Raw genomic sequence first — 14668 nt, 5'->3', positions numbered from 1 at the left:
GGGTTATTATTGAGGAAAAACCTTTCTTTTAAGCACAAAGTTTGCCCCAAGATACACTTTCCTCACCATTTCATTCTCAGCCAATACCTCGGGCACGCCTGATTCTAATATTTTACCTTCAAAAAGCAGGTATGCGCGGTCGGTGATCGATAGCGTTTCCTGCACGTTGTGGTCGGTTATTAATATACCGATGTTGCGGGTACGCAGTTTGGCCACCATCGCCTGGATCTCCTCTACCGCAATCGGGTCAACCCCTGCAAAAGGCTCATCCAACAGGATAAAGTTTGGCTCGGCAGCAAGCGCGCGGGCAATTTCTGTGCGACGGCGCTCACCGCCCGATAACAGGTCGCCCCGGTTTTTACGCACTTTGTGCAAGCTAAACTCATCGATCAGCTCTTCCAGCTTATCTTTTTGCTTTTCTTTAGACATATCGCCCATTTCAAGCACCGCCTTAATATTATCCTCAACCGAAAGCTTCCTGAATACCGAGGCTTCCTGCGCCAGGTAGCCTATCCCTTTTGGGCACGGCGGTACATCGGATCTTGCGTTATGTCCTGATTATCCAGGTGAATAGTACCTTCATTAGGTTTTATCAAACCTACTATCATATAAAATGATGTGGTTTTACCTGCGCCATTAGGCCCAAGTAAGCCAACAATTTCACCTTGTGCCACATCAAAAGACACGTCGTTAACAACGGTACGCTGCTTGTATTTCTTAACTAAATTATCTGCTCTTAGTATCATTTTTTGTCTGAACCATGATTTCCGGGATTCATGGATTACCCTGATTACCTCACCCAACCCTCTCCTAAGGAGAGGGCTTTAATTTAAAAGTCTCCCCCTTTGGGGGAGATTTAGAGGGGGTTAAACCTTATCCCCTTCACATTCAACTGTATCGTTCTTCTTTCGCGCCAAACATTTTCTTCTATCGAATAGCACATTTCGAACGGAACACCCGGCCTTAATTGTTCCAGGTACTGGCCGTGGTTAAAGGCTATGCAATCAAATACTGCCGATCCTTCCTGCATTACGCTCATTTTAATGTGCGAGCCGCCAACCAAACCGGCGTTACCACTAACATACACATTTTTACTTATGAAAACCGGCGCCATATTTTCGGGCCCGAAAGGAGCAAATTGGCTCAGGATCCTGAAAAATTTTGGTTCTATCTGGCTTAAACGTAATTCGGCGTCAATTTGTATTTGCTGGATCAATTGTTCGGGTTTTATGGTAGAGCTTACCACCTCCTCAAACCTTTCAATAAAAGCTTCAAGGTTTTCGGGGGCCATGGTAAGGCCGGCCGCATACTTATGCCCTCCAAACTGGATCAGCAGATCTTTGCAGCCACAAAGCGCTTCGTACAGATCATATCCTAAAACCGAACGTGCCGACCCGGCTACATGCCCATTTGAACGGGTAAGCACAATGGTTGGTCGGTAGTATTTTTCAGTAAGTCGCGACGCCACAATACCTATTACCCCTTTATGCCAATCTTCATTAAAAACCACCGTCGATTTACGGGCAATCAACACCTCGTCATTTTCTATCATGCCAAGCGCTTCGTCGGTAATGGTAAGATCATGCCCCTTGCGTTCGGTATTGCGCACATTGATCATGGCGCTTTTTTCTTTGGCAACCTCTTTATCCGTTGCTATCAGTAATTCAACGGCATGTTTGGCGTCATCTATCCTGCCCGCCGCATTAATCCGCGGGCCCAGCGAAAATACTACATCTGATATAGTATATGTCCCTGTCTTGCCCGCTATCTCCATCAAGGCTTTAACGCCTATACATGGGTCAGTATTTATTTTTTGCAGGCCGAAATGAGCCAGCACCCTATTCTCTCCGGTGATATGAACAATATCACAGGAGATGCTGATCACCACCAGGTCGAGATAGCAGTTTACTTCTTCAATTGGGATATTATTTTTTTCGGCATAGGCCTGGATCAGCTTGAAGCCAATGCCGCAGCCGGATAATTCTTTATATGGATATTCACAATCTTCGCGTTTGGGATCAAGCACCGCTACCGCTGCCGGAATAGATGTGCCTGGCAAATGGTGATCACAGATGATAAAATCAATGCCTTTTTCATTGGCATAGTCAATTTTATCAACTGATTTAATGCCGCAGTCGAGCGCTATGATTAACGTAATACCATGCTCGGCAGCGTAGTCAATTCCCTGGGTAGAGATCCCATAACCTTCTTTGTAGCGGTCGGGGATATAATATTCAATATTGGTATACAGCTTTTTGAAAAAACTGTAGGTTAGCGCTACAGCTGTGGTGCCATCCACATCGTAATCACCGTAGATCATGATCTTTTCGCCTGCTGCCATGGCTTGCTCAATACGGAGGATGGCCTTTTCCATATCCTTCATCAGGAATGGATCGTGCAGGTGCCGGTGATCGGGCCTGAAAAAATAGCGGGCATCTTCAAAGGTGGTAATACCACGCTGCACAAGCATAGCGCTTAATACGGTATCGATATTGAGTTGGGCGGCTAATTTTATTACATCATCATGGTTTGTATTATCCTTTAGCGCCCAACGTTTATTCATATCTTTGCAGCTTGAAACAGTAAATATACTTATGCTCTGTTAAAGAGCCAAAGGTACATTCAAAATCTGATACTACGTTTACTATGGAATTTTTTGCTTTAGGTGAGGGCTCATATTCGGTTGATGCAACCAAGAAATTTATCCCGTTTAACCCGGAAACTGATAACCCCAAAGACCGCCCGGCTTCGTTGTTCATTCACGTTAACCCCTTCCTCATCAAAACAAAAACCGATCTGATTGTATTGGATACCGGCCTTGGCTTTAAAGATACCCGCGACGAGCTCATGCTGCACCAAAACATCCGTAATGCGGGTTTCGATCCGGATGATGTAACCCTGGTGATGATGTCTCACCTGCATTATGACCACTCAGGCGGTTTGGTAGTTGAACGGAATGGTAAATTAGTACCCAGCTTTCCGCAGGCCGAGCACGTGATCAATAAACAGGAATGGGAGTTTGGGATCAGCGGCAAAGGCTCATCGTACCATGTTGAAATATTTGAAGCGTTACAGGCCGAAGGAGCTAAGATAACTTTAGTTGAAGGCAGCGGTGAGTTTAAACCGGGCATCAGGTATGAACATTCGGGTGGTCATTGCCCGGCGCATCAGGTATTTTGGTTTGATATAGAAGGCGAAAAAGTATTTTTTGGCGGTGATGAGCTTCCCGAACCAGAGCAACTGTTGAGGAAATTCATAGCCAAATACGATATGGACGGCCGCAAGGCTATGATGCTGCGCGAAGAATATGGTAAAAAGGCTGCCGCCGAAGGATGGAAATGCCTGTTTTACCATGCTAAATCGTTCACTATCGGAACCGTTGAAACAGAAGGAGACCATTTTAAGGTTAAACCGGTTTAATTTTCGGCAGCTACCTCAAAAAGTTCTTTTATCTTTTCAACGTTGAGCGGCTTGGAGATAAAATCTTTAACCAACGGATATGAACGCGCTTTGTTAATATCGTTGCTAAAAACGGATGATGAAATAATATAGATCTTGCTTTTGCCCAGGGGATCGAGGTTGAGGCGCTTATACTCATCCAAAAATTCCCAGCCATTCATAATGGGCATATTAATATCAAGCAAAATATAATCGGGCAGTTTATTAGGGTCTTTTCTCTGGATATCAGAAAGTTGCTCAATCGCATATTTTCCGTTCAGACAGGCCATAATTTCTGTATTAAGTAAAGCTTTCTTTATCAGTTTTATGGAGATAAAGTTATTTATCTCATCATCATCAACCAGTAATACACTTATGGCTTTATTGTTAATATTCATATCTAAAATTTAAGCGCGTTGTTTTATACGAGACCACGATTCAAAAAGTTATATTCCTTATAGTTGTAAATTATAAAAAACAATACATTTAAACGGCTCCGCAGCGTGAATATTTCATTTGATCTGGCCACTTAAATAAAGTTCAAAAAAATACAGGACAGAAATTAGCCATTGAATTTAAAAGGCGTAGTCATGCTCCACCCGGCAAATGCGTACTTTATAATTCAGGTACCATTTATCGCGCCCCTGCTGCTGGGCAAACAGGTGCCGGGCATTAGCTTTCCAATTCTTAATAGCTTCAACCGACTGCCAATAAGACACCGTAATTCCAACATTGTTACGCGCCGATTCAACGCCCAGAAAACCTTCCTGCTGCCGCGCCAGTTCAACCATTTCATTAGCCATATCGCCATAGCCTTCCTCTACACCGGTACGTACCGATGTGAATATTACCGCATAATAAGGGGGCTGTGGTGTTTGGGCGATAAGGCCCTCTAAATCTCCCCTAAAGGGGAGACTTTTGAATTACCTTCGGGATTAGCTGAACTCATAATATATATTTCTGCGAAAAATAAAAACCCTCCTTGTTTAGGGGAGGGTTGATTTAAAATCTATTCAATCACGCTTTCTTCAAACTCATACTCTTCCAGCGGAGGGCATGAGCAGATCAGCGTTCTGTCGCCATAAGTGTCATTAACCCTGCCCACCGAAGGCCAGAATTTGTTGGCAGCCACGTAAGGCAGCGGGAATGCTGCTTTTTGACGGGTATAAGGATGCTCCCACTCGTTGCCGGTAATTACAGCTACGGTATGAGGTGCATTTTTTAACGGATTGTTTGTTTTATCAGATAAACCATCAACCACATCGGCAATTTCATGGCGGATGGAGATCATGGCATCGCAAAAACGGTCGAGCTCATGCTTAGGCTCTGATTCGGTTGGCTCAACCATTACCGTACCCGCAACCGGGAACGAAACAGTTGGCGCATGGAAACCATAATCCATTAAACGTTTGGCAATATCCGTAACCTCAATACCTGCCGATTTAAATGAGCGGCAATCCAGGATCATTTCATGCGCACAACGGCCATTAGCACCAGCATATAGTACAGGGTAATGCTCCTGTAACCTGGCTTTAATGTAGTTGGCATTCAGGATAGCATAACGGGTAGCGTTAGTCAAGCCTTCGGCACCCATCATGGCAATGTAAGCATGTGATATGATGAGTATAGATGCAGAGCCCCATGGCGCTGCAGATACTGCATGGATTGATTTCCCCCTGTCGATATCAACTACAGCATGACCAGGCAAGTAAGGAACCAAATGTTTAGCAACACCAATTGGGCCCATGCCTGGGCCACCGCCACCGTGAGGGATACAGAATGTTTTATGCAGGTTAAGGTGACAAACGTCGGCACCGATATTGGCCGGACTGGTTAAACCTACCTGCGCGTTCATGTTAGCACCGTCCATATAAACCTGGCCGCCGTTTTCATGAATAATTTCGCAAATTTCAATGATGCTTTCTTCAAATACGCCGTGAGTTGATGGGTAAGTAACCATCAGGCATGAAAGCTCGTTTTTGTATTGCTCAGCTTTGGCGCGCATGTCGGCAACATCAATGTTTCCGTTATCATCGCACTTAACCACCACTATCTTCATGCCGGCCATAGCTGCAGATGCAGGGTTGGTACCGTGTGCCGATGAAGGGATCAGAGCAATATTACGGTGGCTATCGCCCCTGTCATTGTGATAAGCGCGGATTACCATTAAACCGGCATATTCGCCTTGCGCACCGGCATTTGGTTGCAGGCTCATGGCTGCAAAACCGGTGATTTCGCTTAGCCAATTGTTGATCTCATCAAACAGCTGCATATAACCGCCAACCTGGTCGGTTGGGGCAAATGGATGGATTTTACTGAACTCGGCCCAGGTAACAGGTACCATTTCGGTGGTAGCGTTCAGTTTCATGGTACAAGAGCCTAAAGCTATCATAGAGTGGCAAAGCGAAAGATCTTTCGCTTCCAGTGATTTGATATAACGCAGCATTTCATGTTCAGACCGGTGGGTATTGAACAGGCTGTGCGTTAAATATGCAGAGGTACGCTGAAGTTCTGTAGGAATAACCGTTTCAAGGCTTGCATTAACGCCATCGAAATCAACATCGTTAAATGTTTTACCTTTAACTTTGGCAAAGAACCTTACTATGGTTTTGATATCCTCAACCGAAGTTGTTTCATCGATAGAGATAGTAACTATTGAACCTTCATAGTTTAGGTTCATTTCGTTATTCAACGCTTCAGAATGAATAGGGCCTGCAAGATGTGCTACATCAAACTTGACAGTATCAAAGTACGCTTCGTTAAGCTGCTCATAACCAAGCTGTCCTAAAGTTTTAGCTGTTAATACGGCTAAACCGTGGATCCTTTCGGCAATCGCTTTAATCCCATCCGGACCATGATATACGGCGTACATACCAGCCATAATAGCTAACAGTGCCTGTGCGGTGCAGATATTTGAGGTAGCTTTATCGCGGCGAATGTGCTGCTCGCGGGTTTGCAGGGCCATGCGCAGGGCATAATTATTGGCGCTGTCGATAGTAACACCGATGATGCGGCCCGGGATAGAACGTTTATACTCTTCTTTAGTAGCGAAGAAAGCGGCATGAGGGCCGCCAAAGCCCATCGGTACACCAAAACGTTGCGACGAGACCAACAACGATATCGGCACCCCATTCGCCCGGAGGGGTTAATAGCGCAAGGCTCATGATATCGGCAACAACGGTAAGCTTAATACCTTTTTCATGACCTTTTGCAGCAAAATCGGCGTAGTTATAAACCGCGCCATTGCCGGCAGGATATTGTACAATAGCGCCAAACATATCGTCGGTTAACTCAACGGTACGGTGGTCGCCTATTCTCAGCTCAATGCCATAAGGCTCTGAACGGGTTTTTAAGATATCAATAGTTTGCGGGAACACTTCTTCAGAAACGAAGAAAACGTTGGCGTTGTTATTTTTACGCAAGGTATATTGCATAAACATAGCCTCGGCAGCGGCAGTACCTTCATCAAGCAAAGAAGCATTGGCAATTTCCATACCGGTAAGGTCAATAACCATGGTTTGGAAATTTAGCAAAGCCTGCAGGCGGCCTTGTGCAATTTCGGCCTGGTATGGGGTGTACTGCGTGTACCATCCGGGGTTTTCAAGAATATTGCGCTGAATAACGCCCGGTACAATTACATCATAGTAACCTTTGCCGATGAATGACTTGAAAACTTTGTTTTTTGAAGCCGTTTGCTTTAAGGTGTTCAGGTAATCGAACTCGCTTTTTGCCGCGGGCAGGTTAAGCGGTTTGGCAAGCCTGATCTTTTGCGGTATGGTTTGCTCTATTAATTCATCAAGCGTACTTACACCGATGGTTTTTAACATTTTGGCCGTGTCGGCCGCGCTTGGAGCAATGTGCCTCGACTGAAACTGCTCCTGATAGGTTGTATTCAACTTCATGAATTAATCGTCCCTCTTAAATTTACCGCAAAGGTACGATTTTGCAACATGAGTAACAATTAGCTAATATGATATTGACAATGCATTTACAGGAAAAAAATGTAATTTGGCTCTTGAATACCTAAACATGACGGGCAGGCGAGTTTTACTCTTTATCACTATTTTTCTTTTCATCAGCTTTAAAAGCTTTTCAGCTGTTTTTACGGTAACCAGCAATGCCGATTCGGGGCCGGGTACCTTGCGCGAAGCATTAACCTTAGCCGCGGCTAATGGCAGTGCGGAAAAAGATTACATTTATTTTAATTTACCCAACCTGACCGTTGCCGACAGAACCATTTCTATTAAAACAGATCTGCCCGAGATTACTTCAGATATTGTGATCGACGGCTCGACGCAGCCTGGCCCCCCTTTATCCATAAACGGCGCAAAAGTTGTTATTAACGGTTTTAATGAACAGGCGAGGATTCGGTTTTGCTTTATTGTTGGTACCGTGAACACATTTGAGCTTTATGGCATTGTTGCTAAAAACTTTTTCGTTGCCGACGGTCCGCAGGGAGGATATGGGGGTATCTTTGTATCACTGCAAGGGAAAATAGGGCATGTAATTATCGGCGCGCCCGGAAAAGGTAATGATATATACAATGTTGGCTGGGCCGTTGAAGGCATGGGCGAAGACAACTCATTAAACCTGCCTACCTGCCGGGTCCAAACATTTGAAATGAAAAACAACCTGATTGGTATTGGTGAAGACGGTATTAAGATAGGCGCCTATAAACAATCCATAATAGGCTTGCCGTTTACTTTCAATGTAATTATAGGTGGTGACAACAAAAATGAAGGCAATACTATTTTCGATTTGGTAAGTTTAGTGCCCGCCGCGGCACATCAGGACCTGGAACAGGATTTTAATTTCAAGATCAAAAACAACATTTTTTCGGCCAATTCCCAACAGCAACGAACCAATGATCCTTATATCGATATCGATAGAAACGACCAGGCCTTTGTAATGGGTGTTGAGCCATTGTTACACTACTCCAAAAATCAACTGGTGAGGTCTTAGATAACGTTTTCGGGTACACACTATTCGTATCCGGATTAACCAACCTCAATCTTAATATCCAGCATAATTTTTTTGGCACTTCAACCGATCAAAAAAATAAAATTCCGGTTGGCGGCGAGGCCATAACGTTTTACTATACCGAAGGGAATATTTTAGTGGGAGGGCCAGATAACAGCAAAGGCAATGTATTTACCAACTGTGTTCAGGATCAGCGCGCTATAGATTATGAAGAAGCGGTGGTAAACACCGCCGTATCCGGCCCCGATTTTAATTATCTAAACCATGTTGAGCTGTCGCACAACTCATTTTACTGCAATAACAATCCGGCCTACACCATACAAACCGTACTTGAAAAGAAGCCCATTAGCGTCTCTGTTGATCAATTATCTGCAACAAATGTAAATGGCATCACCAAACCAAATGCCCGGGTGGAATTATTTTATACCGATAAAGAATGTGATCAATGCCAACCTAAAACCTATGTAGCAACAACTTATGCCGATGCCGCCGGTAAATGGACCTACAACGGAAGTTTACTGCCAGGTTACGGCGTTATGGCCGGGGCTACGTTGAACAATATATCGTCGGAATTTACTGATACGCGGATCCTTTTTTCAAATACTGTAGTGATCACCCACCAGGAATGTGATATGGGCGGCTCTATCAAAAACGCGTTAGTGGTAACCAACGCTAAAAAACTGGAATGGTTAAATGAAAACGGCGATGTGGTTGGCACCAAAATAGATTTAGAAAACGTACCGGCCGGGAAATACCGCTTACGGGCCGAGCAATTTGGTTGCGTTAAATATTCGCCCTATTTTCTTGTTGAAGATCATACACCGAAATTTTTCGATTTCGAGAAAAAAGTGATTCAGCCATCCTGCGGCAACGGAGGGGCGATTACCAACTTGTACACTTCATTTGCGGATAAAACCGAATGGTTTAATGGTAAAAACGAGGTGATATCCAATCAACAAGATCTGTACAACCTTGCCGAAGGTAGCTATACGCTGCGCATTACCGGGCCGCGGGGCTGTGTAAAAACTTATGGGCCTGTCGTTTTAAAAAACACAACCGGCCCAACAATTGATCAATTACATCCCAATAAACAATCAACCTCCTGCGGCCAATCTACAGGTTCCATAAAAAACATTATTGTCACAGGTACCGGCAATATAAAATACAGCTGGCTAAACTCACAACACCAGGAAGTTGCCACCACTAATGACCTTACCGGGCAGCCGGCAGGTATGTACACATTAAAAGTTACAGACGACAGCCAATGCGGCCCTGTATATTCTTCAGAGATCGAGATACCTGAAATTAACGTCATAACGCTTGATGAAAACAACGTTACAAAAGGGCAGGCAACCTGCAATCAAAATAACGGCTTTATCAAAGGGATAACAGCTCCGGGGGCAACACATTATCAGTGGGTTAATTTGGCCGATAACAGTACGGCAGGCTCAACTATCAATTTACCAAGCGCCGCTGCCGGCAGTTACCGGCTTACTGTAAGCAATGATTTTGGATGCAGCAAAATAAGCGGGATTTACACTATTGATGCCACTCCTCCTACTGTTTATCCAAACTATAATGCTAATATCATCAATAGCTGCGCAGGTCAAAACAACGGCACAATCACCATAATAACGGATAACCCTGTTAAAACTATGCGATGGGTGGATGCTAACGACCAGCCCGTAGGCACAGATGCAAACCCGCACGGCCTTAAACCCGGCACATATAAGGTTTACTTTACTGATGCCAACGGTTGCGAAACGCTGTACCCGCATGATTTTACGGTTAACGAAATTGCTCCTTTGCAAATAGTACCCAACTCCGAAAGCCAAACAAACGACCAATGCGGGTTAAACACCGCCAGTATAAAAAACATTCAAATTACCGGAGGCACACAGCCTTACACCTATCTATGGCTTAATGAAGCCGGAGATCATATAAAAACATCACAAGATCTTAGTGGCATCGGGGCAGGAGCTTATACCTTACAGGTTCAGGACGCCAGCGGTTGCGGCGTTATGGCAAGTCGCATTTATACTGTTTTAAATGAAAACAGCAGCATTGATGCGCCGATAATTGCCCCTTGCAATTATGCGCTCCGGGCGAAGCTTTGCTATCCGTCAGTTCTCCATCTGCCGGGAATACCTATCGTCTTTATGATTCGCAAACAAGCACTCAATACCAGGATGAACAAACCAATGGCATCTTCAAAATCAAAGCAAACCCCAATAGCACTTATTATATAAGCAAGGTTAGCGGCCAGTGCGAAAGTGAACGAACCCAGGCGCAAATAACCATCAGCTTATCTGCTATTGATATCCCAAACGCGTTCACACCTAATGGCGACGGCAAAAATGACTACTGGAAAATAAACAATGCTCAAAATTATCCGCAGGCAATAGTCCAGATATTTACCAGGTACGGGCAAAAAGTATTTGAATCAAAAGGGTATAGCGTACCATTTGACGGAACTTATAATGGCACCAAACTTCCTTCGGGAGTGTACTATTATATTTTAAATCTCGGTAAAAGCTGCAATTTGCTCTCAGGCAGTTTGTCAATCATCAGGTAACTATACAGCATTTCACCATTTTGATGTTATTTATTGTATAATAACCATCTGATCAATATAATATTCACAGTGTACTTACAGCAAAAAAGTGTATTTTGCAGCTGATTACCTAAATCAATGTTTATCAAAAAATTATCACTCTTAGTACTACTCATATCGATCTTGTGTTGCAATGTGGCCCTCGGTGCTACATTTATAGTAACCAGCAATATAGATGCCGGTCCCGGAACACTTCGCGAAGCCTTAACAAATGCAGCAGCTAACGGTACCGCAACACAGGACATCATCCAGTTTAAATTACCGGGAACACTCGTATCTGATAGAACCATCAGGCTAAGAAGCCAGTTGCCTGCCATTACATCTAACGTTGTTATTGATGGCACAAGTCAAGCTGGCATAGCTTTTGGCGTATCTGATGCACGGGTTATCATTGAGCCTGAAACAACGCCTGTAAATTTCAGCGGTCTTTTTATTAACGGCGATCCAAACTCGGGAGGGGCGGTAGCAAAAAGCATTGAGATCTACGGCCTGTATATCCGCAACTTTGCCAAAATCACCAATTTCTCCAATCCCGATTTTAACCAGGGTTCGGGTATTTATATTTTAGGTGATGCCTCAAATATCATAATAGGCGCGCCGGGCAAAGGCAACGTTATATGCGGAAACCTTAATGGTATTGTTAATTATTCAAACTACTATAACGTTAACGGCCTTGCCGATGCAAGCATTCAAAGCAATATAATCGGCTTACTTGACGACGGCTATACAGCCGCCAGCAATTTTGACGGATTGAACCTTTTTATCAGCAAAACTGTTAACATAGGTGGTGCAAATGCCAATATGGGCAACATCATATCGGCCAACGCTGTAAACATCGGTATCGGCAACACGTCCAATTTTACTGTGATGCCAGGGACTATCAATATTCAAAATAACAAAATAGGCACTGATTATACCGGCAAAAAGGATTTTAAAAACATCCCGATATTTCAGCAGAACGCGTTTATGAAGGCTTATGGCATCAGTATCAATGCTACTAATACTACGGCGAATATCAGCGCCAATATTATTTCGGGGCAACGTTTTGCAGGGATCGCTATTGAGCAGGCTACATTTAATATTACAGGTAATAAGATAGGTACTGATATAACCGGCACGGCCGATCTGGGAAACGGCGAAGGCATCAGGGTTGGCGAAAGTCTCGTCGGGCACCATTGGAGGGCCGAATGCAGCAAATAAAAACTACATTGGTTATAATCAGTATGGCATTGAATCCCTTAACAGCAGGCATACACTCATAACCCGGAACAGCATTTTTTGTAATAAAGATTATGGCATAAGCGTCATGAGTAATTATTACACCGTTCCTTTTGTGCAGGTGCTCAATTTTGGCAGTACAGCGGTATCGGGAGTAGCTACACCAAACTCGGCTATCGAACTTTTCTTCTCAGACGATTGCGGAACTATATGTCAGGGCAAAACCTACATTACCACTGTTCAGTCGGATGCAAGCGGCAAATGGACATATTCAGGCAGTATCGCCAAAGCAGTAATAGCCACTGCTACCGATGGTAGTAACAACACTTCTCCGTTTTCATCGTTGGTAATACGTGATGATGATATAGTTGTTAAACATTATACCTGTACCCCCGGCAGCATCACTATAAAGCAAGACAGAAGCGGGTTATTATTTCACTGGGATAAAAAGGAGCAGAACGGCAGCCTTACAGCAATAAAAGATGGTCAGAATGTTTCGGGCCTTTTACCTGGCACCTATCAGCTCACGGTTCAATACCCGGGTGGCTGCCAGAAGGTAACACAACTTTTTGAAATAAAAGATCTTCGGATCAAGATCCAAAACGTAATTGTTCCGGTTCCGGAATGCCGCCAAAAACTGTTCCCTTTTAACGTAAACTTTACCGGCGGTGCAGGCAATCTCACTTTTACATGGAAGGACAAGAACGGCAACGTAGTGGCCAATACCCAGGCCCCCTACCTGCCCGAAGGCTCATTTACTGTAACTATTCAGGACGAGGCCGGCTGTTCGGCAACATCAACCCTTACGCCACCTATAAAAGCCAAACCGGGCCCCGATTATGACTTATCTACAATGGTTGTGACCCCTGCCCGTTGCGGTATAGCCGACGGCAGCATAAAAAATATTACAACCAAAGTTGGTATTGGTACGCTTACCTACAAATGGCTTGATGCTGCAGGCAACACCGTCGGTACTTCGAAAGACCTGGTAGGTGTAAAAGGCGGTTTGTATACCCTGGTGCTGATGGATCAAAGTGAATGTAGCCCCTATGCCACTTCACCATTATTTATCTCAGAAACAAATTCGGTAATCATTTACTATGGCTTTATTACCCCTGCCAAATGTGGTGAAAATAATGGTTCGATAACCGGTGTTGGATATCAAAATGCCAATCAACTACAATGGTACGATCCGCAGGGTAATCCCATCCCTACCAATCCTGCAAACCTCGACATTTTTAATCTTGCTGATGGCTTATACCGGCTAAGTGCGATAAATTCTATTACGCATTGTAGTAATGATAAATATTTTCCGGTTGGCCGTTTGGCTCCGGAAGTATTTACAATCAAGAACCTTATTAACGTTCCCACAACCTGCGGGCTCAACAATGGCAGCCTCCATATTGATTTTGAGGGAACTATAAAGCCAAGTTCTTATCAATGGATTAATGAAGCGGGTACAACAGTAAGTTATGGCACCGATATACCTAATGCCCCCCCGGTTCATATACGCTTCATGTAACCGATAAAAATGGATGTGCTTCTGTATTGGGTACCTGGGTAATACAGGCAACCCCTTTGCTACAATTTTCGGCGAATAATGCCCCGATAGCCAAGCCCGATGAGTGCGACCAGCTATTGGGCAGCATTACGGGCATTGATGTTTCCGGCGGTGTGCCTCCATATAAATTTATCTGGACCGACGCCACCGGCAATACCGTAGGAAACGAAAAAGATTTAATAAACGTGGGTAAAGGCACTTACTCGTTAATAGTTACTGATGCTACCACCTGTGCAATACCACTACCATACAGCGGCAGCGTGGATAATCAGGAGTATAGTCCCGATGCTCCTGTATTAAACGACCAAAGGATCTGCCTGCCCGGAAAAGTGGGCCTGTCTGTTTTAAACAAAACTACAGGCATGTATAATTTATATGCCGATGCTACATCAACAACGCCGCTTCAAACCAGTAATACCGGCAATTTTGAAGTATTAATAACCGAAACCAGTGATTATTATATCTCATACAGCATAGGGTCATGCGAAAGCCCGCGCACCAAAACACATATTGAAGTTGTATTGGTCGACGTAAAATTCTCCAATACCATAACCCCCAACGGCGATGGTATAAATGATTACTGGAAGATAGAAGGCCTTGAAAAATTCCCCGGCACTTTAGTTCAGATCTTTAACCGTTACGGAAAAAGGGTATTCGAATCAAAAGAATACGCCACGCCATTTTCCGGGCAGTTTAATGGCTGGCTGCTGCCTTCGGGGGTGTATTATTACATCATTAACCTCAATACTCCTTGTAAACTGCTATCTGGCAACCTTACCTTGATCAGGTAATTTTTTAACAACATCATGACTAACCTGCCGCTTCTTTTGCGGCGGGTATATTATATTATAAAAGAT

The 14668-nt window shown here is 44.1% G+C and carries 9 protein-coding genes and 3 pseudogenes; 7 read left to right on the top strand and 5 right to left on the bottom strand.

The window, feature by feature from the left end:
* Positions 1-6 precede the first annotated feature (6 nt).
* Both lptB and recJ read right to left on the bottom strand, forming a co-directional pair.
* A pseudogene (gene lptB / locus ACQ86K_RS04115) lies at positions 7-746 on the bottom strand (LPS export ABC transporter ATP-binding protein).
* Positions 747-856: 110 nt separating this feature from the next.
* Positions 857-2563: a single-stranded-DNA-specific exonuclease RecJ gene (gene recJ, locus ACQ86K_RS04110; protein WP_091172139.1), complete on the bottom strand. Its 1707-nt coding sequence runs from the start codon at positions 2561-2563 to the stop codon at positions 857-859.
* A gap of 83 nt (positions 2564-2646) precedes the next feature.
* On the opposite strand from recJ, the gene ACQ86K_RS04105 reads away from it, so the two are divergent.
* Positions 2647-3420, top strand: a complete 774-nt coding sequence (locus ACQ86K_RS04105; RefSeq protein ID WP_091172137.1) for an MBL fold metallo-hydrolase — start codon at positions 2647-2649, stop codon at positions 3418-3420.
* Here ACQ86K_RS04105 and ACQ86K_RS04100 read toward each other — a convergent pair.
* The 3 genes and pseudogenes from ACQ86K_RS04100 to gcvP all read right to left on the bottom strand — a co-directional run bounded on the left by ACQ86K_RS04100 (position 3417) and on the right by gcvP (position 7340).
* The gene (locus ACQ86K_RS04100) at positions 3417-3836 is read right to left on the bottom strand and encodes a response regulator (protein ID WP_091172136.1); all 420 of its coding nucleotides are present in this window, start codon (positions 3834-3836) and stop codon (positions 3417-3419) included. The genes ACQ86K_RS04105 and ACQ86K_RS04100 overlap by 4 nt on opposite strands.
* A 177-nt stretch (positions 3837-4013) precedes the next feature.
* Positions 4014-4322, bottom strand: a complete 309-nt coding sequence (locus tag ACQ86K_RS04095) for an antibiotic biosynthesis monooxygenase family protein (RefSeq protein ID WP_431200790.1) — start codon at positions 4320-4322, stop codon at positions 4014-4016.
* A gap of 125 nt (positions 4323-4447) precedes the next feature.
* Positions 4448-7340, bottom strand: a pseudogene (gene gcvP / locus ACQ86K_RS04090) (aminomethyl-transferring glycine dehydrogenase).
* A gap of 127 nt (positions 7341-7467) precedes the next feature.
* Here gcvP and ACQ86K_RS04085 point away from each other — a divergent pair.
* From ACQ86K_RS04085 to ACQ86K_RS04060, 6 genes and pseudogenes are all read left to right on the top strand, one after another.
* Positions 7468-8400 (top strand): hypothetical protein, encoded by a 933-nt coding sequence (locus ACQ86K_RS04085; protein WP_431199847.1) that lies wholly within the window; start codon positions 7468-7470, stop codon positions 8398-8400.
* Between the two features lie 554 nt (positions 8401-8954).
* Positions 8955-10337, top strand: a pseudogene (locus tag ACQ86K_RS04080) (hypothetical protein); the annotation flags it as partial.
* 194 nt (positions 10338-10531) lie between these two features.
* On the top strand, positions 10532-10993 hold the full coding sequence (locus tag ACQ86K_RS04075) for a gliding motility-associated C-terminal domain-containing protein (protein WP_431199846.1): 462 nt from the start codon (positions 10532-10534) through the stop codon (positions 10991-10993).
* A 117-nt stretch (positions 10994-11110) separates the two neighbouring features.
* Positions 11111-12232: a hypothetical protein gene (locus ACQ86K_RS04070; protein ID WP_431199845.1), complete on the top strand. Its 1122-nt coding sequence runs from the start codon at positions 11111-11113 to the stop codon at positions 12230-12232.
* Positions 12233-12338: 106 nt separating this feature from the next.
* Positions 12339-13772, top strand: coding sequence for a hypothetical protein (locus ACQ86K_RS04065; RefSeq protein ID WP_431199844.1), 1434 nt, complete (start codon positions 12339-12341; stop codon positions 13770-13772).
* A 56-nt stretch (positions 13773-13828) separates the two neighbouring features.
* Positions 13829-14602, top strand: a complete 774-nt coding sequence (locus ACQ86K_RS04060) for a gliding motility-associated C-terminal domain-containing protein (protein ID WP_431199843.1) — start codon at positions 13829-13831, stop codon at positions 14600-14602.
* The last annotated feature ends 66 nt before the right edge of the window (positions 14603-14668 follow it).

It is taken from the genome of Mucilaginibacter sp. P19, from assembly GCF_050632265.1.
Lineage (GTDB): Bacteria > Bacteroidota > Bacteroidia > Sphingobacteriales > Sphingobacteriaceae > Mucilaginibacter > Mucilaginibacter gossypii.
The sequence above is the reverse complement of the archived record's forward strand: the minus strand, read 5'-3'. Positions and strand labels throughout refer to the sequence as shown.